Here is a 25,712-nt window from a genome sequence, read left to right on the forward strand (position 1 = left end):
AAAATTATAGCACATAGAATTGCTGTCGTATACATATTCCAATTCACGTGCAAACTCGATATAATCTGTCTATGTCACGTGAAAAGATTGTTGTATTAGATTTTGGTTCGCAGTATGCGCATTTGATTGCTAAGCGTTTCCGTATGCTTGGCTACTATTCTGAAATTGCCCTTCCTTCTGCTGGTCTTGAGGCCTTCGAGAATGCGAAGGGTATTGTTTTTTCCGGAGGTCCTTCTTCAGTTTATGATGAAAAAATCCCGGAATTCAATTCTGAAATCTTAAATCTTGATATTCCTGTTCTTGGACTCTGCTACGGTCACTACATCGTTCAGCTTGGTTACAACGGTAAGGTTGGAAAAGGTGAAGTTGGCGAGTTCGGTTTTGCTACTCTTCGTTTTGCAGACGGTGTTGGTGGAGCTGACAGCAAGTGTCCGCTTTTCAAAGGCATTGAAGGTGAACAGCAGGTTTGGATGAGCCATCAGGATACAGTTTTCCAGATGGGTGATGGTTTTGAAATGGTCGGTAACACAAAAGACTGTCCTTTTGCCGCAACTCAGAATCTTGCTAAAAAACGTTTTTCACTTCAGTTCCACTGTGAAGTAAAAGACACTCCTTGTGGAAATCAGATTTTCCAGAACTTTGCAGATTTCTGTGGCATGCAGAAAAACTGGGATCAGGACACAGTATTAAATATCATTCTTGAAAATATTAAAAAGGATGCAGACGGACGTAACGTTCTTCTCTTCCTCAGCGGTGGCGTAGACTCAACAATTACCTTTGCTCTTTTGAATAAAGCACTCGGCCAGGACCGCGTTCTTGGACTTCATATTGATAACGGCTTTATGCGTAAAAACGAAAGCCACAACGTTGCAGAAGCTTACCGCAAGTTCGGCTTTACAAACTTCATCGTAGAAGATGCAAGCGAGAGCTTCCTCAAAGCAATTGCAGGACTTACAGATCCTCAGAAAAAACGAATGGCTGTTGGTGAAAACTTTATTACAGTTCGTAACGAAGTAACAGCCCGCCAGAATCTTGATGACAGCTGGCTTCTCGCTCAGGGAACACTCTATCCGGATATTATTGAATCGGGTGGAACAAAGAACTCTCATACAATCAAAACCCATCATAACCGTGTTGCTGGTATTCAGGAACTTATTGCTAAAGGACTGATTATTGAGCCTATCCGCGACCTTTATAAAGATGAAGTTCGCGCAATCGGTAAGAAGCTTGGACTTTCTGATGAACTTGTTATGCGTCATCCATTCCCGGGTCCTGGACTTTCTATCAACGTGCTTTGTAATGATGGCAAGCCGGATGCAAAGAATGAAGAAGAACTTCCTCTCGCACAGAAAGAACTTGATGAAATTAAGTTAGATATGTTCTGTGAAAAATGTCAGGCAGGTTTGAAGCGCAGTGTACTTCCTGTTCGCTCTGTAGGTGTTCAGGGAGATTTCAGAACTTATCGTTTCCCAGCACTTTTGACATTTGCTGACGAAGGAAACGGTTTCTACCACTTCCCTGATAAGCGCGAAAAAATCGAAGCATGTTCTTCAACAATCACAAATGCTGCAAAATATATTAACCGCACTTGTATTAAGTTGTATCAGAAGCCAGGTATTGCAGACAGCGACCTGAAGATTCAGGAAGGCTACTGTGACCGCCGCCGTCTCGACCAGCTCCGTGAAGTAGACAACATTGTTCTTACAGAACTCCACAAGAGCGGCTGGTATGACAAAATCTTCCAGCATCTTACAATCGACCTGCCATACGCAAGTAGCGCAGACCATGCAACTTTTGTACTGCGCCCTGTAATTTCAGAAGATGTTATGACAGCCCGCTTTGCAATGCTGCCAAAAGATTTGCTTGAAACAATCGTTCACAAAATTTCAGAACTGCCATTTGTAGACGCCCTTTACTTTGACGCTACAAATAAGCCGCCTGCAACTTTTGGATGGGAATAAACTAAAGAAGAGTTTTTATACACTCTTCAACCTTAGACATATCGGCTGTAGGCTCGAATCTTGCGACTACTTCACCTTCGCGGTTGATAATGAACTTTGTAAAGTTCCATTTAATGTCCGGTTTTTTAGCCCAGTCTGGATCAGCAGCAGAGAACATCTTTTCAAGGAGTTCTTTGTACTCATGCTGTTCAAAACCTTCAAAGCCTTTCTGAGATTTGAGGTATGTGAACAGTGGAAGTTCATTTGCTCCATTTACATCGGCTTTCTTCATTTGAGGGAAAGTTGTGTTGTAGTGGAGTGTACAGAACTCATGGATCTCGCTGTCTGTTCCAGGTGCCTGATTTCCAAACTGATTGCATGGAATATCAACAATCTCAAGACCTTTTTCATGATAGTCTTTGTAGAGTTTTTCAATTGGAGCATACTGAGGAGTAAAACCGCAGCCTGTTGCTGTGTTTACAACGAGAATTACCTTTCCTTTATAATCAGAAAGTTTTAATGTATCACCTGTTCCTGTAGTTAATTCGTAATCGTAAATCATTTTATTCCTTCCTTATTTATAGTTTCTTGCAAACTCTGCTGCTGCACGTAAATCATTTTCATCTGGCTTACCTTTATGAAGTCCTTTGAATTCTCCCTTACAGTGGAATTCATTTTCGTCCATTGGAATGCCAACCTTATCTGCTTCGGCCTTTACCTTTTTGTAAGTAGAATTAAGTAAAGCGGCTGAACCAAAATTAACAATCTTTCCAACCTTGTCTTTTGAAAGAGAGGCTACAAAACTGCGTACTTCCGGATCAATTGAAAAAGCATAATAAGAGTTTCCAAGGAAAAGAATATCAACTGGTTCAGAGATAGGCTCAGTTATTGGTAAAGCTTCAACACCAAGTTCTTTTGCAACAGCATCTGCAAGACGCTTTGTATTTCCTGTCTTTGTATAGAATCGGACAGCGTATTTCATATCATATGACTCCTTTAATGATCGATTTAATACAATAGTATTGTGTAAAATATAAATTGTCAAGTTTGAGGAGATGAAAAATTAAATTCTAACAAAAAACTATATTTTAAACTCTTGCACAGATTTTCAAAAAAATATAATATCATGGCCACGGGAGCTGAATATAGATTCGGCTGAGAGGGAACTTCCTGGTTCCGACCGCACCTGATCCAGATAATGCTGGCGTAGGAACGATAATATCATTTTATTTTCGCTTTCAGATTACGTCCGCATTTTCGGGACGTATTTTTTTTCTCTAAGGAGTTTTCTATGAAAGCGAGTGTAGCTATTCAGGTTTTACCAAAGGCAGATTCAGATGAAGAAGTTTGCAGAATTGTTGATGAAGTAATTGCCTACATCAAAAGCACTGGTCTTAACTATTTTGTTGGACCTTGTGAAACTGCAATAGAAGGTGATGACTATAATCAGCTTATGGAAATTGTAAAGAATTGTCAGCTTGTGGCTATAAAGGCCGGAGCCCCTTCTGTAAGCGCTTATGTAAAAATCGGATATCGTCCAAACGGTGAAGTTCTTTCAATCGAAAAAAAGACAAAGAAATTCCATGAAAACTAATCAGTTTAAGTACAAGGCAGCGCCTTTTGTATTTATTTCTCTGATTCTCATAGTCTGGCAGCTTTTGAGTGTATCCGGATTTATCCCAGGCTTTATGCTTCCGTCTCCTGTAAAGGTTGTTAAGGCATTCTGTAAGGATTTTCAACTTCTGATTTATCATCTTGAAGTAACACTCTTAGAAGCTTTTGCCGGAATATTTGTAAGCATAATTTTTTCTTTTGTTTTTGCAATTGTGATGGACAGGTTTACTTTTATTCACAGGGCAGTGTACCCGGTGCTGATTGTGAGCCAGACTATCCCGACAATTGCAATTGCTCCACTTCTGATTTTATGGTTCGGCTATGGAATGTCATCAAAAGTAATTCTGATTGTGCTTACCTGTTTCTTTCCGATTACTGTTAGTTTACTGACAGGTTTTGCTTCTGTAGATAAAGATATGATTAGACTCATGGAATCTATGGGTGCAACTAAAAATCAGATTATGAAATATGCGAAGCTTCCTTCGAGTGTGAAAAGTCTTTTTTCAGGACTCAGGATTTCAATTTCCTATTCCATAATCGGTGCTGTAATTTCTGAATGGCTCGGCGGAATGCGCGGACTTGGTGTGTATATGACACGCGTTAAAAAATCGTATTCCTACGACAAGCTTTTTGCAGTTATCTTTTTGATTTCGGCATTGAGTCTTGGTCTGATAAAACTTATTTCTTTGTTAGAAAAGAGGATTTGTAAATATGAAAAATAATTTTAAAAGTATTTTGATGATGACAATTTTTGCAGCCGGTATGTTCGCTGGCTGTAAAAAAGCTAATGCAAAAAAGATTACCTTTGTTCTGGACTGGACTCCAAATACAAATCATACTGGTCTTTATGTTGCTCAGGAAAAAGGATATTTTGCAGAAGAAGGTCTTTATGTAGATATCGTACAGCCTTCAGAAGATGGTGCAACAATGATGGTTGCTTCCGGCCGTGCACAGTTTGGAGTTGGCTTTCAGGATTCAATTGCTCCTTCTATGCTTAATGATGAAAAACTTCCGGTAACAGCAGTTGCCGCTTTACTTCAGCATAATACTTCTGGTCTTATTTCTCTTAAGAAAACAGGAATTGACAGACCAAAAAATCTGGAAGGAAAGAAATATGCAACCTGGGATTCTCCAATTGAACATGCTACAATCCGAAAAATTGTTGAGCAGGATGGCGGAGATTTTTCAAAAATTAAACTGATTCCTTCTACAGTTTACGATGTTGTAACTGCACTTAATACAGAAATTGATTGTGTATGGATTTATTATGCATGGGATGGTGTAAAACTTGAACTTGAGGGTATAGATGCAAATTATCTGGATTTCAGAAAGATAGATGATACTTTTGATTATTACACACCTATGTTCATTTCAAATACAGACTTCCTTGAAAAAGACAGCGTTACTGCAAAAAAGTTCCTTAAGGCTTTGAGACGTGGTTATGAATTTGCTGTAGATAATCCAGATGAAGCTGCAGAGATTCTCTGTAAGGCTGCGCCTGAACTCGACCGCGACCTTGTATATGCAAGCCAGAGATGGATTTCTAAAGAGTACAAAGCTGAAGTTGAGCCATGGGGTTATATCAATCCTGAAAGATGGAACCGTTTCTTCCGCTGGCTTAATGAGACAGGACTTCTCGATGGCACTCTGCCGGAAAATACCGGTTTTACAAATGATTATCTGAACTAAGGGAGTTCCAGGTGGAAGATTCGTTATTAAAAATTGAGGCTATAAATAAAAGCTTTGGTGAGCGACAGGTTTTAAAAAATATAAACTTTTCTCTTAAGAAAGGAGAATTTGTTTCACTTGTTGGAGTCAGCGGAAGCGGCAAATCAACCTTGCTTAACATAATAGCAGGACTCGAAAAACCTGATAACGGCAGTATGTATCTTGAAGGATGCAGCATTACAAATCAGAAGGGAAAGGTAAGCTATATGTTTCAGAAAGATCTGCTTTTTCCGTATTATACAATTTTAGATAACGTAATTCTTCCACTCATAATTCAGGGAACTGAAAAAGGTGAAGCAAAAAAACTTGCAGAGCCTTTGTTCAAGCAATTTGGATTAGAAGGTACACAGACTCAGTATCCGTCCGAGCTTTCCGGTGGAATGAGACAGCGTGCCGCCTTTTTACGAACTTATCTTAATTCAAAAAAAGTGATGCTTTTAGACGAACCGTTCAGCGCCCTTGATATGATTACAAAAAATCATATGCATGAATGGTATCTGCAGACTGTACGAAAACTTGGCCTTACAACACTTTTAATTACTCATGATATAGAAGAAGCAATTTTACTTTCTGACAGGATTTTGATAATGAATAATGTTAATGATTCTGAAGAGACAAATATTATTGCGGAACTGATGGTAGAAAGTGAGCGCCCGCGTACAATGGAATTCTGCTTCACCGAGCAGTTTGCCCGAATGAAGCAGAAAATCTACAATATGCTTTAATTTATATTATTTGCATTTATGACCGGATGCGATTTCGAAATTGTATTTTACAATTCCCAAATCAATCTGAGTCATTGGACCGCCTTTTGTTGTGATTACAGGTTCTCCATCAGAAAGTGTGATTCTGAACTTCTGCTGATTAAGTGCAGTAGGAGCGAGGAGTGCAGCTTCCAGACCTTCCTTAAACCAGTCTGGCTGTGCTGATTCAGGAACCTTACAAAGTTTTTCTACAGGCTTAGATTTATGAACGGAACCGTTGTTTTCTCCGTAGCCAAGGGAAATAACACAAATGATTTTTTCACCAGCAGCAATGTCTGCCTTACATTTTCCCTTACCATAAGTTCCGGCAACCCAGCAGGTATTCAAGCCGAGCATCTGTGCTTCAAGAACAAGCTTCTGTCCGTAATAGCCTATAAGTTCATCACGGTTTGCCATGTCTTTTTTAGCAACCATTGCAAAGTAATTATTTGCTTTGCTGAACTTACCATAATGTGCAAGGAAGGTGTTGAAACAGTCTGGATCATTACAGATTAACTGAATGTTCAAACCACTGGCTTCATTGCATTCTTTTACCAGAGCTTCAAGACGTTCTTTGTCTTCTGCTTTTAATGGTAAATCCTTGTACTGTCTTACAGAATGTCTCTCTCTGATTGCCTGCTTAATGTCCATATGACTACTCCTTATTTTTTTAATATTTCATAAAAATTGTATTTTGTGAAATATATGATGTCAACAAATTATTTAATATATAATTTAATTTTATTAACAAATGCACATAAAGAATATCAGCATTTATAGTAAAGAATAACCAACATTTTCCCCAAAACAACAAATTTGTGACAGAAGTTATGGAAAACTCCGAAAATTTGTGACAAATGTAACAGTAAAATTTGCTTATACCCCCTATAATTTAATTATAAGACAAGATAAAATCATGATTTGGTTTGTATAAAACATATATAAAAATAATTTTTTAAAGGAGTTTTTATGAAAAAAATGCAAAAATTTTCGGTATTGATTTCTGTATTATTTCTACTTACAAGCGTTGGACTTTTTACAAGCTGCGATTTACTTTTAGGCAAAGCTAAAGATTCTGTTGAAAAAATCGAAACAGAAATCATTGATGAAGCTTTGGCAAAGATGGGAGATAATTTTATTTCATCTTATGTTGATGCGGATACAGATTCCATTACTCTTCCAAAGACTATTCCGGGTTATGAATCAGTTCGACTTTCATGGACATCTTCGAATGAAGCTATCATCAATCCAGCAACTGGTGCTGTTACTCATAATGAGGGTACTGATGTTGATGAGGTAAATCTAACTGCAACTTTGTCTTATGATAAAAAAACAAGAACTAAAGTCTATACTGTAGAAGTTGAGCAGAAGTCACCAGACATTCTTGGTAAAGCTTATGCTGCAATGGCAGATGATCTTATTCCAACACTGGTAACTGGTGAATCTATTACTCTTCCAAAAACTGTTCCAGGATATTCGGATGTAACAATTACATGGACTTCTTCTGATGATTCAATTATTAAGGCATCTACAGGCGCCGTTACACATCAGGCAGGAACTGGGGACGATGAAGTAACACTTACTGCAACTTTGACCTATGAAGGAAAAACAAAAACTAAAGAGTATACAGTAAAGGTTCCTCAGGCAGATAAAGAACTTACTGATGAAGAGATTCTTGAAGCTGCAAAGAGTGAAGTGGTTATTAATTATACTGGTGAAAACTTTAGAGAAGAAGTTGCTATTCCAGAGACAATTACAGTTCATGGTAAAACTGTTGCTGTATCAGTTGCATTTGCAGCTGGCTCAGCTGGAGCATCATTTACTACTAACGGTAATAATGTTCTTATAGAAAAAGATCTCATAGAACAGACTGCAAAGCTTAATATATCTCTTTCTTATAATGGAGACTTCGTAACAAAAGAAGTTTCAATTGAAGTTCCTGCTGTAACAGAAATTATTTATTATCACTATGATAATTCAACTGGTGAGATATTTGGAACCGAAATTTTTACAAATAATCCAAGTACTAAAACTTTTATAAAGGAAAAAAGTTGGACTGGATATGATGACTCTGGTGCAGAATATTCCTATGAATTACTTGAAAATTATAAGATAAGGGTAACTACAACAAAAATTAAATCCAGAGGTAAATGGTCTACATTGGAAGCAATGGCAGAAGAGTATACTTCTTTGTACAGCGAAATGATAAATCTAATGAATAATCCTCCGTCTACATATTCAGAATTATATGAAACCGCCAAGGCTATTTATTTGAGTAATGCAGGAGAAGGTGCTTCATATATGTCAGAAGAAGAATTCCTGGAAATGCTGGGAGCATCAAAAGATGATGATGCGGCAACACAGGCAGCGGTAATTCAGACATATATGGCAGCATACTATGCAGCAATGGGATTATCTGAGGATTATACAATTGATGATCTTATTGCTGATGAAATTGAAGATCTTTTAAGTAGATATCCAAAGAATGCAGTTTATACATATAGGTTCTGGGATAAAAGAAATTATACAAAAGCTTATCCTAACGGAGTAGAAATAAATTTCGAATATCAATTTGATAATACAAAACCTTGGTATAATCAGCTTGGAAGTTTCTATTATTATGACTATGACAAAAATTCTTCTTTTAGAATTTATCCAAGAACATCATATATCTATATCAATAGTACAGAATATAAAGGTAAATGGGATAAAAAACATACAGTATTTACAGCTACTTATGATGCAAACGAAAAACCTTTGTCTAGTCCATTTAGTATTACTGTTACCGATAACAAAGACGGAACAGTAACAATTTCTGGAGGTATCCTCACAGCATCTGTAAATTTGGCTTTCCAAGGATATGAACTTGACTAAATAAGTAGATAACTTCAGGTGGTTGCGTAATTCGCAGCCACCTTTTTTTATATTATTTTCTTTTCAAGTGCCCTATAATCAATTTTTCCGATTTTTGTCAGAGGGAATTTATCAATTACATAAAGGCTGTCCGGACTATAAAAATCTCCAAGTGATTCCTTACAGAAAGACTTTACCCTGTCAATCAGTATTGACTGGCTTATGGTTTTATCTGAGGGAATAATAAATGCACAAATTTTTTGTTCTGTTTCACCCTGCTGTTGAACAAATACACATTGTTCAATATCCTTGCATTGCAACAGATGATTTTCTGCATCAGGACAGAAAATTTTTTTTACCATACCATCACACTGACGGACGAAAAATCTTTTCATGCGACCATTTATATGAATAAAGCCATCACTGTCGACATAACCTAAATCACCAGTATGTACCCAGTATAAACCATCTTTATGACGTCTGATGACTTTATTTGTTTCAGCTTCATTATTGATATAGCCTTTCATCATTGATGGAGTATTTATACAAAGTTCTCCTTCTTCATCGTATTTAAGTTCTTCACCGGTTTCTAAATCAAATGCAGCTATTGTATTTTTAACAAATGGAACTCCCACAGTTCCCGGCTTTTGATTTACAGGATGCCCGCAGGTTGCCTGAGCACATACTTCACTAAGCCCATAGCCGTTATAAAGAGGAAGCTTTGAATGATTTTTTTTCAGGAATTCATTGATTTTATTTTCAATGGTAATTGGAATTATATCACCGCCACTTATTGGCACTAAGAAAAATGAAAGATCTATTTTCTTATTTGACTGAGCAAGTTCCTTCCACGAATTTGGGATACTGCAGATATAATTCGGTTTCATCTTTATTAACTTTTCCAGTGTATCTGTCATTGGAAGCCTTAAAAGAATTGTCATACCTATCACAAGCGGTGTTTGTATACTACAGGCTAAACCATAGGCAATAAAAAGTGGCAGGCCTCCCACCCATACGTGTTCTCGTTTTATAGTCTGCACACCGTATAAATTCTGCCAGGCAACGGCATTAACATTGTAGTTAGTCAACTCAACAGCTTTTGAACCACCGGTAGTTCCGCCTGTATAAAGAATAACGGCAGTGCTGTTTGCATCATTGCTTATCTGATAATCCAATTGCTTTTTAAGAAAATCTTTCCAACTGAAAAAGCGGGCATCTTTTACGAGAGGAACAGTCCTAACTTTTTTAAACAGGGCAGCGCCAAGTCGTGAAGCCAGTGACATAGATGTTGTAAGGTTTGCAACGATTACCTTTTGAATATCACTTTTGTTGATGAAGGAAAGAATTGTGTTTTGGAAAATGTCCAGAGTAAACAAAAATCTGGAATTACAAAGTTTAATATTGTGAAGTAATTCTTCTGGTGGACTCATTGGGCAAAGCATATTTGCAGATGCCCCCAACAGGTTCAGCGCATAAATCAGATAAATTGTTTCGGGTGTATTCAGCATACAGACAGCAATTGTTTCACCCTTTTTTACACCGAGTGCACTAAGAGAAGCTGCTGTATTTTTAATGTTCTCAAATAATAAGCGGTAAGAAATTTGATTTCCATAAAAATCAAGAGCAGTTTTATCCAGATTATCTTTATTACGCTGACAGATAGATTCATATAAATTGCATTCAGGAATTTTAGAATCTATTGCTTCTTTAGAAAAATATTGAAGCCATGGTTTATCAATTGAGGCATAGCCTGTCTGTAACTTTTTAAGCATAGGTAATTTTACCACTTATCATTAAATAATGCCACTTATCTTTTAAAAACATACAGAATACCAGATGCAGTATATACTCCGAATCATAAAAAACTTGCAAAGTCTTCTCCATGTTTTACAATGGAGGCTAGAGTTTGTAAGCATTAAAATCATAAGGAGGCTTTAGTGCAGACACAAATCAGAATTGAAAAATGTGAAAGACCTTACTGCGTGATTCATACGTCTGAAGAAACTGAAGGAATCAAAACTATTGTCGAAAAAATCAGCATGATGGATGAAAGCGGGCAGAAGGCGGTGATTACCGGCTGGGACGGGGATTACTGTATTCAGGTTAAGCAGCAGAACATTCTTCGAGTCTATAGTCTGGATAAAAAGGTTTATCTGGAATGTGAAGGAGAAGAGAAACCGCTGCTTTTGAAACTGAGATTGTATGAATTTGAAGAGCTTGCAAGACGCTGTGGCTGGACAGATTTTATACGAATTTCGAACACGGATATTGTGAATCTTTCAAAAGTGGAGAAGTTTGATATGTCTCTTTCCGGAGTTGTAAAAGTTAATTACGGCAACGGAAGATTTGCAATAGTTTCAAGAAGATATATGAACAAAATTAAGAGTCAGATTCTGATGACTCGTAAATAGGAGATTTATTATGACAAAGAATGAAATAAAGAAGGCTGTGGCCAAAAGAACTGCTTTGGGATTTATGATTGGTGTGTTTATCGGACAGACAATTCTGATACTCGAATCACTTGGAATGCGTGATGGAAATTTTTATCCGTTTACAACAGGCCTGTATGAGCTAGCTGGTACAAAAATTGGCGCCGTAATAATCCAGTATTTTATTACAGGACTTATGGGCTCTATGTTTGCCGGTACATCGGTAATTTTTGAACTTGATGACTGGAGCCTGCTCCGTCAGACAGCAACACATTTTATTTTTACTTCAATACTAATGTACATTGCAGGTTTTATTTCCGGCTGGTTTCCACATACTGTAACAAGCACAATTATCTGGTTTGTTGTGTTTATCGTAATCTACATAATATTCTGGACAAGCTTTACACTGTACTACAAAAATAAGGTAAAAAAGATAAACGAGGCTTTGTAATTAGCTTATAAAAACGAAAAATAAAGGACTGCTAAAAGGCAGTCCTTTATGCTATAATGCCGGTATGGAAGTTAAGATCAGAATTGCAAAAAAGGATGATGCGGAATATTTGCAGGAGATTTATTCATATTATGTTGCGAATACTGCTGTTTCTTTTGAATATGAAGTTCCTTCTGTTCAGGAGTTTGAAAGACGTATTTGTACAACACTCGAGAATTATCCGTATCTGGTTGCAGAAGTTGATGGAAAGATTGCAGGTTATGCTTATGCCAGTCGTTTTGGGGCACGGGCTGCATTTGACTGGTCAATAGAAACTTCTATTTATATTGGTTTGAATTATCACAGACTTGGGCTTGGAAAACTTCTTTATGAAGAACTGGAAAGGATTCTGGCATCACAAAATATCACAAATCTATATGCAAGAATTGCTGATCCGGCAGAAGACAATGATGAACATCTGAGTCGCGATAGTCAGCATTTTCATGAAGCACAAGGTTATAAACTGGTTGGAAAAATGAATCGCTGCGGCTACAAATTTGACCGCTGGTATAATTTAATTTATATGGAAAAAACAATTACTGAGCATAAACAGACACAGGCTCCGTTTATACCATTTAAACAGTTGCAGTATATTCCGAAATCTTAGAAATTGCCTTGCGTGCCGCATGATGGCTTTTGTTAATAATCTGCATAAACTCTTCTGATGTAAAACTGATGAATTCACATTCTGCAAGAGCTGTAACAGTTGAGCCGTAGTTTTCATTCAAAATACACTGAACATCACCAAGGAAAGTTCCCTGTGTGCGCAATGTAAAACCTCTGTCAGAGGCTTCTGAAACTGCGCCAGTTTTAAGATAATAAACATAATCAACCTTCTGGTCTGCAGAAAATAAAGTCTGGCCTACATCAAGAAGTACTGTATTGTTTTTTGTCTGGATTTCAGATGGATTTATGAAGAGGAAGCGGCGCAGGTAGGCTCCAATTCCTTTAGTTCCATAGGCTGGAAGCTGATAGATTTCTGAGCGGAGTAGTGTAACAAAGAATTGTGAAACATAAATCATCTGAGCACAGAAAAGAAATATGATAAAGAAAAAATAAACCTTCATCATCAAAACTACAAGCGAACTGATGGTTCCGTAAATAGTGTTATATTTTGTTACATTCAAAAACATATTGATGAAAAAAGAAACGATAAAGAAACTGAGCGTACATAAACCTGCATAGAAAATACAGCGTCGGAGTAAAGGTTTTGTTCCTGGAATTAAGCGGTAGGCAATAGTTGTACTGATAAAAAGTACAAAATACAAAACCAGAGTACCTAGATTTTTTGAACTTTGTGACATAAGAATTGGTGTGTACTGAAGCAGATTCTGAAAAACAGGAAGAGCCATCAGCTGGCTGAAAGCAAATGCAACAAGAATTACAACCGCAATAATCAGTGTCATTGAAAATTCGCTGATAAAAGTAAGAATCTGATTAAACCAGGATTTTCGTTTTGAAACCGGTCTGAAAATCTTATTCATCGAACCGATTATAGAATTAAAGAGCTTACGGGCCATCCAGACTACCCATACACCAAGAAAGATGTTGAATCCGTTTATGGATTTTGTCTGCATCATTTTATCAAGAACTGGCTGAAGGTTTACAAGAGAGGTCAGCTCCTGTGAAAAAGAAATAATGAAATTATAGATGTTAGGATTAACTCTAAGAATTCCGATTAAAACTGCAAAGATAATCAGTGTGATAGGAATGAAAGAAAAAATAAATCCGAAGGCACAGGAAGAAGCACTTTCCCATAATGCGTTTTTTGTAAAATTTGAAAGTGTCAGATAAAGAATCTGTCCAAAGCGGGAGAACTTTTTTTTCAAATATGCCTTAATCGGGGTCATATTTATATAATAGTCCTATAAGGACATTTTGGGAATAGGAAAAGTAAAAGCCGGACTTCTTTGAGAAATCCGGCTTTTGATTATTGTTCTAAAACTGTATTAGAAATCAGCAAGTTTTGGTGCGCGTGGATAAGGAATAACATCCCTTATATTGTCCATACCTGTTACGTAGCGCAGAAGGCGTTCAAAACCAAGACCGAAGCCTGAGTGTGGAACTGTACCAAACTTGCGGAGGTCGAGGTACCAGTCGTAGATAGACTCGTCCATTCCGCGGCGTTCGATTTCTGCCTTAAGTTTGCCGTAATCTTCCTCGCGTTCAGAACCACCGATAAGTTCGCCGATTCCAGGAACAAGAACGTCTACAGCTTTTACAGTTTTGCCGTCATCATTCTGTTTCATATAGAAAGACTTGATTTCCTTTGGATAGTTGAAAACCATAACAGGGCCGTTATAAATCTTTTCTGTAAGATAGCGCTCGTGCTCTGTTGCAATGTCGCAGCCCCAGTAAGGCTTGAACTCGAACTTAGCACCATTTGCAGCTGCCTTTTCAAGATCTTCAATTGCCTGTGTATAGCTGATTCTTGTGAACTTAGCCTTAGCAACCTTTTCGAGACTTTCGATAAGGCCCGGCTGAATTCTCTTGTCAAAGAATGCGAGGTCTTCGCGGCACTTTGTGAGAGCCCAGTTCAAAAGATATTTTACAAAGTCTTCCTGAATGTCCATGTCGTCGTTGAGATCAAAGAAAGCCATTTCAGGTTCAATCATCCAGAACTCAGCGAGGTGGCGTGGAGTGTTAGAGTTTTCTGCACGGAAAGTAGGTCCGAAAGTGTAAACGCGGCTCAATGCAGTTGCAAGAGTTTCTGCTTCAAGCTGACCTGATACAGTGAGGGAAGCTTTCTTTCCAAAGAAATCCTTGCTGTAGTCGATAATCTTGTGAGCGTCTTCAATCTTCATTCCGCCCTGTCCGGCCTTAACACCCATCTCAGCAATCTTTTCGAGGCTGAGTGTTGTTACCTGGAACATTTCTCCAGCACCTTCGCAGTCAGAACAAGTGATTTCCGGAGCGTTGATGTACTGGAAACCTCTTTCCTGGAAGAATGAGTGAACAGCAAAAGCCATCTGGTTACGCATACGGTAAACAGCACCAAAAGTGTTTGTACGTGCACGAAGGTGAGCATTGTCGCGGAGATATTCCATAGACATCTTGTTCTTCTGCAATGGATATTCATCCGGATTAGCCTGACCAAGACACTTGAGGCTTTCGAGAGCTACTTCTACAGCCTGTCCGCTTGCAGGGCTTTCAATCAAAAGGCCTTCTGCACGTACACTTGCTCCAGTGTTGAGCTTTTTGAGTTCTTCTTCAATTTCATTTACATTTGCATTATTAGAAGGATTATTGCGGTCAAATGTGAGCTGGATATTAGCGAAACAACTTCCATCGTTCACCTGAATAAAAACAAGACCCTTTGAGTCGCGAACTGTGCGAACCCAACCACATACTGTAACTTTACGGCCATCTGGAGCCGAAGCCAGTAAATCTTTAATTAATACTGGTACCATAATGTACCCTCCTTCGTAACGGCCGTCACGAACGGCCTCTAATAATGAAAATGTTGTTCTATATTATCATTTTTTAATGGTTGATACAATTATGCTGGTTTTTCTTATTTTTCTTCTTTTTGTCATTAAAAAAAATATGATGAAGGTCATACAACACGAAATTTGCTGTGACATCTATCACAAATTTTATGAAAAAGCGGTGACATTAGTCATAAATTTATATACCGGGAATTGCGGTGGTAATAATTCGGGCTTATATTTTTAATTGTTCGTATGAACAATTAATTTATTAAAAGGAGATGAGTCTATGAAAAGAAAAATTTCAAAATCTTTTTTTATCGTAGCGATTGCTTCAACATTCATTCTTGGGTCATGTAAAAATGACTCACAAAATTCGGTTCCTCGATTATTTGAGGAAAATCCAGCAACAGTAACATGGGATACGTCAAAAACAGATTGTATTGATACCTTTGCAGCAACCGTTTCTGTATATGATGATAGTAACCGTAGAGCTGGTGGCGCAAAACTTCGAGAACAGTATAAAATGGCTGTTAAGACAGTAGCTGATAAACAGTATGTACGTTTTGATTTTCCAGCAAAAGAGAAGGTCGCTGCAAAAACAGTTCTGTCAAATGGTACAGATACCATTATAGTTGATACTAAAACAAATCAAATTGAAAAGAAAATTTCTGCATCAGAAGCTGATTTTAAATTGATTAATGATCTGGGCTATATTATTACACAACAGAATCTTTCAAAAATAGACCTTTCCAGAATAAAAAATGAAGCAACAAAACTTGCCTTGGATATGTCAGAAGATAAATCTGAAAAAGTTCTTTCTGTTAGTTTACCATCGAAATATTTTTCAACTGATAAAGAAAAAAGACTATCAACAAAGGTTTCTTATGATACAACCAATGAATTAATGGAAACTGTTGAAACTGTTACAGAAATGGAAGATGGTTCAATTGTTACTGTAACAACTTCTCCTGTTTATGAGGAAATTGAAGATGGTCTTATAATTAAGATTGGACAATACAGTATTATTGATAAGAAGTCGGACATCCGTTATGAAGGTCTTGAAGATATAGAATATTTTGAAAGTTTGGATGATATCCCGGAACTTTCTCAGGATGAATATGAACAGCTTGTAGATGCTGGCAATGCCGTGACAATCGAAGATATGCCACTGGGAGATCCAGCAGATCCTGGCTCCATAGAAACTATTATAGAATTATATGACAACATAGAAATTAATGTTATTGATGATTCTGTATTTAAGTTGATTATGGAGTTATAACAATATGAAGAAAAAATATTGTTTGATTATTTTATTTTTGACATTTTTTCTCTTTGGGTGTGATGATATAAATTTTGGAATTCAGGAAGTTTATAATACTTATCTGCTTCTAGAGGGAGTTACAGATTCTGATATCACAGTTATGTGTAAATGTGAAAAATTAAATGTTCCAGATTTTACACAATGTGAAGAAAAAGATTCAGATACAATGAGTAATTTTACAAAAACTTACAATCTTTCTGGCAGCAATTCTTATAGATTTTTTTATGTTCCACATAACTGGCAGATTAAAGATCATAAGAATTTAAAGATTTTCTTTACAGTTACTGTAAATGGAGTTTTATATGAGACTTCGTTGGATATTCCTACTTTAAGCACACAAACAGAAGATGGAAAAGATAAGGTAAATTTCATGTTATATGCAGAGAACGGAAATCCTATTCCAGCTGTGTTTACATGGGATTTACATGAGACAATTTAGGAGAAAATATATGAATAAAAGATTTTTTATAACTGTTTTATTATTTTTAATAATTGGAATTAAGGCTTTTTCAAATGCCGGGCTTGAAGATGTAGCTGGTCGTGGTTTCTGGAGTAAAACTGCAAGAGTATACATAAATGATACTTTGCCAGAATTGAATACAGGAAGTGTAAATCGCGGTGAAAGAATAAAAGGTGTGGTTTACTTTGAAGGGTTTGATTTTTCGCATTATGATGCCGAGTCAAAAGGTATTGAACCAATGCTTGAAGAAACTTATGTTCTGCTTAAAGAATTTTATGCAGCAGAAAATCAGTCTGATAAAAAACCTGTTCCATTTGTTTTCCTTGGACATAGTCAGGGTGGATTAAGATCTGTGGCTATGAGTACTTATTTAAAAAATAAGGACCCGGTTTTGTATAAGCAGCTCAAAGGTGTAGTTACTTTTTCTGGCATAGATAAAGGCTTGAAACTTCTTGAGAATAAGGGAGCAAATTTCAGATCGGGTCTTTATACGGATGTAAACATTCTTACTGATGGTATATATGGAACTGTAAAAGTATTAGATTTTACACCAACTGATTTTATATCTGATTTTATATTTAATAGTATTTTTGAGAAAGCTTTTGCTGATGGTGTATATGCTTTAGGTAATCTATTTTTGTGTAATTGGCTTGGTTTAACAAAAGGATTTGCATATCCAATTATGAATAATACCGGCTGGAATAGTTATGCACAGATTAGAGATATGTGTCCACAAAGTGATTTTGTAAAGAAATATGTTCTTGAAGAAAAACCATATTATTATAAAGTTGCTTCTGGCACTACACTTGAAGTTGTATGGAAGAAGGGCTGGTTAGGAATTCGTTATCCTACATTGGAAAGACGAACTGTTTATTCAACAGTGCAAACCACAGATGTAAATATGAAGGTTGATAAAAATTTGCCTTTAAATTTTCTTATTGGTGGATATAATGATTCATTAAGTATGGCTGATGAAACTACTCGCAATAACATTGATAAAGGAATGCGTATTGCGGGAGACGTATTCAATGCTGCTTATATAGCTCATATAGCTAAAAGTTGTTTAATTATCGGCTTATTTACAAATAGTCCTGCTTATGCTTCTGATTGTAATAAGGCTGCAGACTGGTGTTATAATTACAAGCGTGAGATTAACGAATTAATTGGGGAATCTGCTAATGATGGACTTGTTGCTGTAAGCAGTCAGCAATTACCAGTTTACAGTAAAGTTGGTTCTTCTGCAGAGACAAAAATACTTAATAAAACAAACCGAATCATCTACAATAATCGCAATCATGCAAATATTACTGACATTGGAAGTGCTTCAAGAAATAAAATTAATGATTATGCAGATGAGATCCTTGGAATAAAAAATAGAACTAACAAAAAACGTTAATAAAAATACGAGCTATGAAAAAATATTTCTTGATAATTTTGCTTACAATATGTTTTCTACTAGACTTTATTTCATGTAGAAATTCTTCGAGTATTTCGTTATCTGGAGATATACGTATTTCTTTGGCTTCGCCATACAATGATAAGGTTGAAGCCAAAGTTTATATTGAAGGTCCAGATGGGAATATAGTTAATGGCGCAATTGTGTCTATAAAGGATTCTGCAAACACAGTTTCGCTTTTGGATTACAATTTTCAGCAGGGGTGTTATTATAAGCTGATAGATAAACCTTCGGATGGCTTTTATACCGTCGTTGTAAAGTCTCGGCTTTTTGATTCTCCTGTTGTTTATAGTATACCTCATACCTATCTGGAAGATTCTATCGATTATAAGTTAATAGAAATGACCAATCAAATTGGGCAAAGTTATCAGAAATATGATTCATTTGATACGGCTTATCCAATTAGAGTTACCTGGCTTTCTGCAATGGATGAGTGTACATATAAAGTAATTATAAGGACTCCCTTAAAAATTTTATATGAAGTATCTACAAATAATAAAACAATTGAAATTCCTGCAAATACAATTCCTGCAGGAACTTCATACGTTTACCTCCAGATTCAACAACAAAAATCCTATGGAGATATTCTTTTTGAAGATGCAGATTATTATTCAGTTTCAGTTTTTTCAACTGGGAATATAAGTTTTAATGTTCAGTAAAAAATTAAAAATACAAATTTCTTCTTTAGGTTTTATATTTGTGTTCTTCTTTTCTGCCTGCACAAATATTCAAAATCAAGAAATTAATTACAACATTATTACTCCAAAATCAGAATGGATTTATTATTCAGATTCTCTTATCACTCTATCAACAAATTTGAATAGTGATGAAATATTATGGTATTCAGATAAAGCGGGATTTTTAGGGAATGGAAACGGATTTACGGTAAAACTAAAGCCGGGAGTACATAATATAAAAGCTGTATTTAGGGATAATCAAAAGTCTGTTTTGATTTATGTTGAAGAGCGTAGTATTAGTCATGGGCAGACTTTCATGTATTTAGTTAATTCCAATCAACAGGCTTTATCAATTCCAAATGGTGTTTATAAGCCAGGCCTTGTAGCTCTGGATGGATCTGTCAGTAAGTTTTCTATTAATGAAAAAAGTATAGAGAGGGAATTAAAAAGAGATTTCCATATTGATTGCAATGCCAAAGGGAAAAAAATACTATCGAATAGTTCGCGAACTGCTAATAAAAATGTTTATTCCTTAAATGATGAAAAAAAGTTTTATGTTATAAATACAAAGTATCAGTCTTTAGAACCTCATGAAATTCTCGCAAAAGTAATTCATGTTTCAGAATCTTATGTTGTATGGTATCCAAAAAATCCAGAAGAATACTCTGATATTCGTGTAAACGAGAATTCTCTGGATTTGTGTATTAATGAAATTGAAAATAGAATAATTCCCCGCTTAAAAACTTTGTGGGGTGAACTTCCGGATATTGATAATGATGGAAAAATCTCTCTTTTGTTTACACCTACAATAAATGAGGAAGAAACGGCAATAGGATTCTTTAATCCCGAAGATTTTTATGCAAGAGATATTGAATCTCCCTTCAGTAATGAAATGGATGTCCTTTATATTGCAGTTCCGGAGGCAGAAAAATTTTCGTATTCCGTAAATTGCATTTCAGCAACTATTGCCCACGAGTTAACTCATGCAATTAATTATAACATCAAGACATATTCGCGAGTATTAAAAAAAATAACTAATCCTCCTGTTGAAGAAACTTTTCTGGATGAAGCGATGAGCCATTTAAGTGAAAGCCTGTGTGGTTATGGTATTTCTGGAGGAAATATTAGTAATCTAAGTTATTATCTGAATAATTTGGAAAAGTATTCTGTGTGTAAAGCAGATTTTATGGGCAATGAAGATACTAATGGCCGCCGTGCTGCTGCAACAATGTTTTTAAGCTGGTTATTCTGGAAAAAGGGAGGAATAACCTGGAATTCTGAAGATCCTCTGGAAATTATTGACAGAGGTGGAATCGATTTTCTTCAGAGACTTGTAGCAAGTGAAGGAACTGGATGGGAACATATTGGAAATATTTTTGGATTAAAAACGGATATCCTTTATGTGAATATGGTAGAAGAATTAAATGATAAGCGTTCTGATATAGAATCCATGCTTCTTGATCCTTATTCTGGAGAACCTGTTCAATTATTTCCTGATAATCGGGAGTACTGTTTTATCGAAACTGGAAAAAAATGGAATTTGAAACTTCCGGAATTAAAGAAAGATACAGATGTTTCTTTGATTCCGTATTCTTTTGTAATTTTTGAGAAGTGTAATAATCAGAATGAACTGATAATTACTAATACTGATATAAAAGGACAGGTCATAGGTTTAATTTGTATGGAGTAAAAACGTTTATTTATACGTAAGAAAATTCCCCTAGAAAAAAATTGACTTATGGAAATTCCGTGGTATAATTAACAATTAGTTAAACGTTTTACTAAAAACGTTTAACTAATTGTTATAACAAAAAAAGTATTGAGGTGATTATGAAATTCTTAAAGACTGCCCGACAGAAGAATTCAATGAAAGACTTTCTGATGATACTGCCTTTCCTTCTTCTTATCGCTGTTTTTTCTTATTATCCGTTATATGGCTGGGTTTATGCATTCTTCGATTATAAACCTCCGTTTCCACTTTCCTGGGAAAAGTTCGTTGGTTTTAAATGGTTTATTTCGATGGTAGAAAATCCTGTTAAGGTAAAAAAACTTGTACAGGTTCTCACTAATACTTTTGCAATGAGCGGGCTCAGTCTTTTGTTCTCATGGTTCCCGATGATCTTTGCAGTCTTCCTGAATGAAATCAAATCAGTTCCTTTTAAGAAGTTTGTTCAGACAGTTACAACCCTTCCAAACTTTATCAGCTGGGTTCTTGTTTATTCCATTGCATTCAGCGTTTTCAACAGTACAGGTGCAGTAAACAGTGTTCTTATGAACATGGGTATTATTGATGAACCGGTTATGTTCCTGCAGTCTTCGAGCCATGTATGGTTTAAGCAGTGGTTATGGCTTACCTGGAAAAATGCCGGTTGGGCTGCAATTATGTATATTGCTGCAATTACAGGAATTGATGAGTCTCTTATGGAGGCAGCAAAGATAGACGGTGCATCGCGTATGCAGTGCATCTGGCATATTACAATTCCAAGTATCCTTCCAACATATTTCGTACTTGTAATGCTGAGTCTTGCAAACTTCCTCTCAAACGGAATGGAACAGTACTTTGTATTTGCAAACTCTTTCAATAAAGCAAAAATAGAAGTTCTTGATCTTTATGTTTATAACCTTGCAATGGGTAGCGGTGGATATTCACTTTCAACAGCTATCAGTATTCTGAAAACTTTTGTAAGTATTATCCTGCTATGTGTTACTAACTGGGTTTCAAAGAAAATCCGCGGCGACAGCCTGCTGTAGTCTGTTATTGTGAGGTAAAGAAAATGAGTTTAAAAAGACTTACACTTGAAGATCATATAATCAATATTTCAACTTATATCGTTTATACATTTTTTGCTTTTGTTTGTGTATATCCTTTCTATTACATATTCATCAACTCAATGAGTGCAAATGATTTGAGTGAGCGTGGAAAGGTTCTTCTGTATCCGATTGGTTTTCATCTTACAAACTATGCACAGGTAATGAAGATAAACGGTTTGATTTCGGCATTTAAGATTTCAATTTTAAGAACTGTTATCGGAACAATGCTTACTGTAATTGTTGCAGCCTTTCTGGGATATATGTTTACCCGTGAGAGTCTGTGGAAAAGAAAGTTCTGGTATCGATATGCAGTAGCCACAATGTACTTTAATGCGGGGATCATTCCATGGTTCATTACAATGAAAAACCTGCATCTTACAAACAGTTTCTGGGGATATATCTTCCCGGTTGCCGTTCAACCGTTCTACATTGTTTTGTGTAAGACATTTGTTGAAAGTGTTCCAAAGGAACTTGAAGAAGCTGCTGTAATTGATGGTGCAGGTACCCTTAAGATTTTCTTTAGTATTATTGTGCCTGTTATTAAGCCGATTGTTGCAACAGTTGCGATTTTTGCTTCGGTTGCACAGTGGAACTCATTCCAGGATACACTGCTTCTTGTAACAGATCCAAAATTGTACACACTTCAGTTTACTTTGTATCAATATATAAATCAGGCAAGTTCTCTTAAAGCTCTGGTAAATAACAGTACATCAGCTGCGGCTATGGCTGCGAGTCTTGCCCATGCATCAACGGCAACTTCAATAAGAATGACTGTTTCTGTAATTGTTGTATTGCCGATTATCTGTGTTTACCCGGTTTTCCAGCGTTACTTTACAAAGGGAATTATGATTGGTGCTGTAAAAGGTTAATACGAATCTGCGATTCGATTATATAAAAAAAATTAGGAGGAAACACTAATGAAAAAAGGAAAGATTTTTTCTGCTCTTACCGTAATGGCTGTTTCTGCTGCGTTGCTTTGTAGCTGCGGTAATGAAAAGAAAGTTTCAAAAGCTGGTGATGATAATGCACCTATGACTTTTGAAATTTATGATGTTGCTGCTAACTATCAGGGTATGCAGTCTGGTTGGTTTGCTAAAGTTGTAAAGGACAAATTTAACATTGAATTGAACATTATTGCTCCACAGGTTGCAGGCGACAGCATCTATCAGCTTCGCGCAAGCTCTGGAAATCTTGGAGATATCGTTCTTCTTGAAGCAACTCAGTTCAACGATTGTCTTGAAGCTGGACTTATTAAGGACATTACTGCTGAACTCAAGGCAAGTCCAAATCTCATGAAGTTCGAAGATCAGATTTCTACTTTCAATAAAGGACTTCCAGGAAACTCTGCAGGAAAGTTCTATGGTATTCCTACAGAAATGACAGATACATCTCCAACAACTGTAAGCCAGGAAAGAATTTATTCTCTTCCACAGCTCAAGTGGGATTTGTATAACAAGATTGGCGCTCCAGAAATTAATAATCTTGATGACCTTCTTAAGGCTTTTGTAGAAATCAGAAAAATTCACCCGACAAATGCTAATGGTGATCCAGCATATCCACTTTCACTCTGGCCAGACTGGGATGGTGGTGACGGTATGATTGGTATTGCTAACGTTGTTCAGCTTAATACCTGGTATGGTGAAAAGATTAAAGGATCTGCAATTCTTAAGGAAGATGGAAAGACTTTCTATCCACTTACAGAAAAGAGTGGAACATACTACAAGATGCTTAAGTTCCTTAACGATGCTTACAAACTCAAAGTAGTAGACCCTGATTCTGGTACACAGGACTGGAACTCAGTTTGTGCTAAGATCTCTAACGGTCAGGTAGACTTCATCTGGTACACATGGGAAATTGGTTTCTGGAATACAAATGAACGCTATAAGGATGGATCTGCATTCTGTTTCATTCCTGTAAAGGATCAGAAATACTATGCTGATTCAGACTCTTACTACGGAAGCGGACGTGTATTTGGTGTTGGTTCAAAAGTTGATCCTGCAAAGTATAAGAGAATTATGGAATTCCTTGACTGGTACGCTAGTCCAGAATCTTTGATTATTCAGCATGCAGGTCTTGAAGGTTTCAACTATAAAGTTGGCTCAGACGGAAAGTATATCCAGATGAACGACAATGCTTTGATGGATAACCTTCCTGTTCCAGCAGAATTCGGTGGCGGTGGATACAGCGACGGATTCAATGCAATTAACCAGTGGATTGCTTCTTCTATGTGTACTAACCCTAAGACTGGTGAACTCTACAACAACCAGTACTGGAAGTCATACAAAGAAATGAATATGACTCAGATGAGAAAAGACTGGGAAAAGAAATACAATGCAGCAAATGCTACAGACTACATGGTTAAGAACAATGCACTTGTTGTAAGCCCAAGCGTAAGTGTAAGTTTGCCATCTGACTCAGCAGATATTTCTGTAATCCGCAACAGTGTAAATCACTCTGTTTGTGACGCTTCATGGCGTATGATTTTCGCTGCTGATGATAAGGCATTCGATAAGATGTGGGATGATATGGTATCAGAAGTAAAGGGCTTCGGATTTGATGAGCTCTATAAGTTTGATGTTGATAAACACACAATCGAAGTAAATGCTAAATTAGCTGCTATGCGCTAATTGTTATAGGCAATAAAAAAGGCCGTCGGTAACGACGGTCTTTTTTTTTGATTTCATTTATTTTTAAGCAACGTAAGCTTCAAGGCGACGTGCTCTTGTAGGATGCTGCAGTCTTACAATTGCATGCTTTTCAATCTGGCGGATGCGCTCTTTTGTGAGAGAGCATTCTTCTCCAACTTCCTTAAGCGACATAGGTTTTGCTCCGTTGAGGCCGTAACGCATACGGATAACACGAGCTTCGTTTGGACGAAGTGTATTGATTACACCGTCAATTTCTTCATGCATAGACTTTTCAATAGCCTTTTCTTCTGGACGATCGTAAGCGTTATCTTCGAAGAAGTCTCCAACCTTAGAATGTCCGTTATCTGAATCATTAACTTCTGCATCAAGGCTGATCATTTCGCGGCTGATGTTAATCATATCGCGAACGTGTGAAGCATCCATGTTGAGCATAGCTCCAATCTCTTCATATTCCTGCTGTTCTGTTTTCTTTGTTCCAACAACTTTGCGTGCATGTTCAATCTGAACGAGCTCATTAGCACGGTTGAGTGGAAGGCGGATAGCCCGGCTCTTTTCGCAGATTGCTTTAAGAATGCTCTGACGAATCCACCATACAGCATATGAAATGAAGTGATAGCCCTTTGAAGCATCGAATTTATCTACAGCAGTAAGGAGACCAAGGTTTCCTTCGCTGATTAAGTCTGAAAGATCGAGCCCATGATTCTGGTATTTCTTTGCAACATTAACTACAAAGCGGAGATTCGAATTTACAAGTTTGTTTTTAGCAGCTTTATCGCCAGCCTGAGCTTTCTGAGCAAGCTCAACTTCTTCTTCGTGTGAAATCATAGGAATCTTGTTGATTTCTTTAAGGTACATAGCAAGAATGTTTTCATCGCGTGTCATGGCATAATCTCCTTTTATACTTATGATATAGCAAGTAATGTGCCAAGTAAAAACGACAAGTAAAAAATATCAAAAAACTAAAAAAATAATAAAAAAAAAGCGGAATTTTGTCATTTTTACACCTGTTTAAGGGGTTAAAAAGACACAGTGAACAGGTTGTACCGGAATTTAGTGTCATTTTGATACAGTGATGTTAGAGAGGGGCGTTTACGGGTTATTTTGACACATA

At 36.6% G+C, this 25,712-nt stretch carries 24 protein-coding genes and 1 riboswitch; of the genes, 17 read left to right on the forward strand and 7 right to left on the reverse strand.

What is annotated here, in order from left to right:
* Nucleotides 1-71: 71 nt before the first annotated feature.
* Nucleotides 72-1,961 (forward strand): glutamine-hydrolyzing GMP synthase, encoded by a 1,890-nt coding sequence (guaA, locus tag AABJ44_RS02850; RefSeq protein ID WP_338370357.1) that lies wholly within the window; start codon nt 72-74, stop codon nt 1,959-1,961.
* 1 nt (nt 1,962) lies between these two features.
* Here guaA and AABJ44_RS02855 read toward each other — a convergent pair whose 3' ends face one another.
* Both AABJ44_RS02855 and AABJ44_RS02860 read right to left on the reverse strand, forming a co-directional pair.
* Nucleotides 1,963-2,502, reverse strand: a complete 540-nt coding sequence (locus AABJ44_RS02855; protein ID WP_338370358.1) for a glutathione peroxidase — start codon at nt 2,500-2,502, stop codon at nt 1,963-1,965.
* Nucleotides 2,503-2,514: 12 nt separating this feature from the next.
* Nucleotides 2,515-2,922, reverse strand: a complete 408-nt coding sequence (locus AABJ44_RS02860; protein ID WP_074641146.1) for a flavodoxin family protein — start codon at nt 2,920-2,922, stop codon at nt 2,515-2,517.
* A gap of 140 nt (nt 2,923-3,062) precedes the next feature.
* Nucleotides 3,063-3,170: riboswitch (TPP riboswitch) on the forward strand.
* A gap of 61 nt (nt 3,171-3,231) precedes the next feature.
* Between AABJ44_RS02860 and AABJ44_RS02865 the strand changes: the two genes are divergently transcribed.
* Genes AABJ44_RS02865 through AABJ44_RS02880 form a run of 4 tightly spaced genes read left to right on the forward strand, consistent with a single transcriptional unit; the run spans nt 3,232 to nt 6,007 of the window.
* Nucleotides 3,232-3,534 (forward strand): thiamine-binding protein, encoded by a 303-nt coding sequence (locus tag AABJ44_RS02865; protein WP_074641145.1) that lies wholly within the window; start codon nt 3,232-3,234, stop codon nt 3,532-3,534.
* A complete protein-coding gene (locus tag AABJ44_RS02870) occupies nt 3,524-4,276 on the forward strand; it encodes an ABC transporter permease (protein WP_338370359.1) in 753 nt (250 codons plus the stop codon). The genes AABJ44_RS02865 and AABJ44_RS02870 overlap by 11 nt, the downstream gene beginning before the upstream one ends.
* The gene (locus AABJ44_RS02875) at nt 4,266-5,243 is read left to right on the forward strand and encodes an ABC transporter substrate-binding protein (RefSeq protein ID WP_338370360.1); all 978 of its coding nucleotides are present in this window, start codon (nt 4,266-4,268) and stop codon (nt 5,241-5,243) included. The genes AABJ44_RS02870 and AABJ44_RS02875 overlap by 11 nt, the downstream gene beginning before the upstream one ends.
* Nucleotides 5,244-5,254: 11 nt before the next feature.
* A complete protein-coding gene (locus AABJ44_RS02880) occupies nt 5,255-6,007 on the forward strand; it encodes an ABC transporter ATP-binding protein (protein ID WP_338370361.1) in 753 nt (250 codons plus the stop codon).
* A 6-nt stretch (nt 6,008-6,013) separates the two neighbouring features.
* On the opposite strand, the gene AABJ44_RS02885 is transcribed toward AABJ44_RS02880, so the two are convergent.
* Nucleotides 6,014-6,676, reverse strand: a complete 663-nt coding sequence (locus AABJ44_RS02885; protein ID WP_074641138.1) for a nitroreductase family protein — start codon at nt 6,674-6,676, stop codon at nt 6,014-6,016.
* A gap of 318 nt (nt 6,677-6,994) precedes the next feature.
* Between AABJ44_RS02885 and AABJ44_RS02890 the strand changes: the two genes are divergently transcribed.
* Nucleotides 6,995-8,899 (forward strand): immunoglobulin-like domain-containing protein, encoded by a 1,905-nt coding sequence (locus AABJ44_RS02890; RefSeq protein ID WP_338370362.1) that lies wholly within the window; start codon nt 6,995-6,997, stop codon nt 8,897-8,899.
* A 47-nt stretch (nt 8,900-8,946) separates the two neighbouring features.
* On the opposite strand, the gene AABJ44_RS02895 is transcribed toward AABJ44_RS02890, so the two are convergent.
* The gene (locus AABJ44_RS02895) at nt 8,947-10,650 is read right to left on the reverse strand and encodes a class I adenylate-forming enzyme family protein (RefSeq protein ID WP_338370363.1); all 1,704 of its coding nucleotides are present in this window, start codon (nt 10,648-10,650) and stop codon (nt 8,947-8,949) included.
* A gap of 165 nt (nt 10,651-10,815) precedes the next feature.
* Here AABJ44_RS02895 and AABJ44_RS02900 point away from each other — a divergent pair, with 165 nt between their 5' ends.
* The 3 genes from AABJ44_RS02900 (at nt 10,816) to AABJ44_RS02910 (ending at nt 12,404) form a co-directional block, all read left to right on the forward strand.
* Nucleotides 10,816-11,289: a LytTR family DNA-binding domain-containing protein gene (locus AABJ44_RS02900; protein WP_338370364.1), complete on the forward strand. Its 474-nt coding sequence runs from the start codon at nt 10,816-10,818 to the stop codon at nt 11,287-11,289.
* Between the two features lie 10 nt (nt 11,290-11,299).
* Nucleotides 11,300-11,758, forward strand: coding sequence for a DUF3021 domain-containing protein (locus AABJ44_RS02905; protein ID WP_338370365.1), 459 nt, complete (start codon nt 11,300-11,302; stop codon nt 11,756-11,758).
* A 64-nt stretch (nt 11,759-11,822) separates the two neighbouring features.
* The gene (locus tag AABJ44_RS02910; RefSeq protein WP_338370366.1) at nt 11,823-12,404 is read left to right on the forward strand and encodes a GNAT family N-acetyltransferase; all 582 of its coding nucleotides are present in this window, start codon (nt 11,823-11,825) and stop codon (nt 12,402-12,404) included.
* On the opposite strand, the gene AABJ44_RS02915 is transcribed toward AABJ44_RS02910, so the two are convergent.
* Together AABJ44_RS02915 and asnS are read right to left on the reverse strand one after the other, a co-directional pair.
* Entirely contained in the window at nt 12,373-13,647 is a 1,275-nt protein-coding gene (locus AABJ44_RS02915) for a YhjD/YihY/BrkB family envelope integrity protein (RefSeq protein ID WP_338370367.1), read from the reverse strand. The genes AABJ44_RS02910 and AABJ44_RS02915 overlap by 32 nt on opposite strands.
* Nucleotides 13,648-13,746: 99 nt before the next feature.
* Complete coding sequence (gene asnS, locus AABJ44_RS02920; protein WP_338370368.1) at nt 13,747-15,207, reverse strand: asparagine--tRNA ligase; 1,461 nt, start codon at nt 15,205-15,207, stop codon at nt 13,747-13,749.
* Between the two features lie 307 nt (nt 15,208-15,514).
* On the opposite strand from asnS, the gene AABJ44_RS02925 reads away from it, so the two are divergent.
* The 8 genes from AABJ44_RS02925 to AABJ44_RS02960 all read left to right on the forward strand — a co-directional run bounded on the left by AABJ44_RS02925 (nt 15,515) and on the right by AABJ44_RS02960 (nt 24,580).
* A complete protein-coding gene (locus AABJ44_RS02925) occupies nt 15,515-16,507 on the forward strand; it encodes a hypothetical protein (protein ID WP_338370369.1) in 993 nt (330 codons plus the stop codon).
* 4 nt (nt 16,508-16,511) lie between these two features.
* Nucleotides 16,512-16,988, forward strand: a complete 477-nt coding sequence (locus tag AABJ44_RS02930; protein WP_074641120.1) for a hypothetical protein — start codon at nt 16,512-16,514, stop codon at nt 16,986-16,988.
* Nucleotides 16,989-16,998: 10 nt separating this feature from the next.
* Nucleotides 16,999-18,405, forward strand: a complete 1,407-nt coding sequence (locus tag AABJ44_RS02935) for a hypothetical protein (protein WP_074641118.1) — start codon at nt 16,999-17,001, stop codon at nt 18,403-18,405.
* Nucleotides 18,406-18,527: 122 nt separating this feature from the next.
* Nucleotides 18,528-19,124, forward strand: a complete 597-nt coding sequence (locus tag AABJ44_RS02940; protein WP_074641116.1) for a hypothetical protein — start codon at nt 18,528-18,530, stop codon at nt 19,122-19,124.
* Nucleotides 19,114-20,832 carry a hypothetical protein gene (locus tag AABJ44_RS02945; protein WP_338370370.1) on the forward strand — a complete coding sequence of 573 codons (1,719 nt, stop codon included), beginning with the start codon at nt 19,114-19,116 and terminating at the stop codon, nt 20,830-20,832. The genes AABJ44_RS02940 and AABJ44_RS02945 overlap by 11 nt, the downstream gene beginning before the upstream one ends.
* Before the next feature lie 140 nt (nt 20,833-20,972).
* Complete coding sequence (locus tag AABJ44_RS02950) at nt 20,973-21,893, forward strand: ABC transporter permease subunit (protein WP_074641112.1); 921 nt, start codon at nt 20,973-20,975, stop codon at nt 21,891-21,893.
* Nucleotides 21,894-21,916: 23 nt separating this feature from the next.
* Nucleotides 21,917-22,822, forward strand: a complete 906-nt coding sequence (locus AABJ44_RS02955; RefSeq protein ID WP_074641110.1) for a carbohydrate ABC transporter permease — start codon at nt 21,917-21,919, stop codon at nt 22,820-22,822.
* 48 nt (nt 22,823-22,870) lie between these two features.
* Nucleotides 22,871-24,580 (forward strand): type 2 periplasmic-binding domain-containing protein, encoded by a 1,710-nt coding sequence (locus AABJ44_RS02960; protein ID WP_338370372.1) that lies wholly within the window; start codon nt 22,871-22,873, stop codon nt 24,578-24,580.
* A gap of 63 nt (nt 24,581-24,643) precedes the next feature.
* Here the strand turns inward: AABJ44_RS02960 and AABJ44_RS02965 are convergent, their stop codons facing one another.
* Nucleotides 24,644-25,483: a sigma-70 family RNA polymerase sigma factor gene (locus AABJ44_RS02965; protein ID WP_074641106.1), complete on the reverse strand. Its 840-nt coding sequence runs from the start codon at nt 25,481-25,483 to the stop codon at nt 24,644-24,646.
* Nucleotides 25,484-25,712 lie beyond the last annotated feature (229 nt).

The sequence above is a fragment of the Treponema bryantii genome, assembly GCF_036492245.1.
In the GTDB taxonomy this organism is placed as follows: Bacteria; Spirochaetota; Spirochaetia; order Treponematales; family Treponemataceae; genus Treponema_D; species Treponema_D bryantii_C.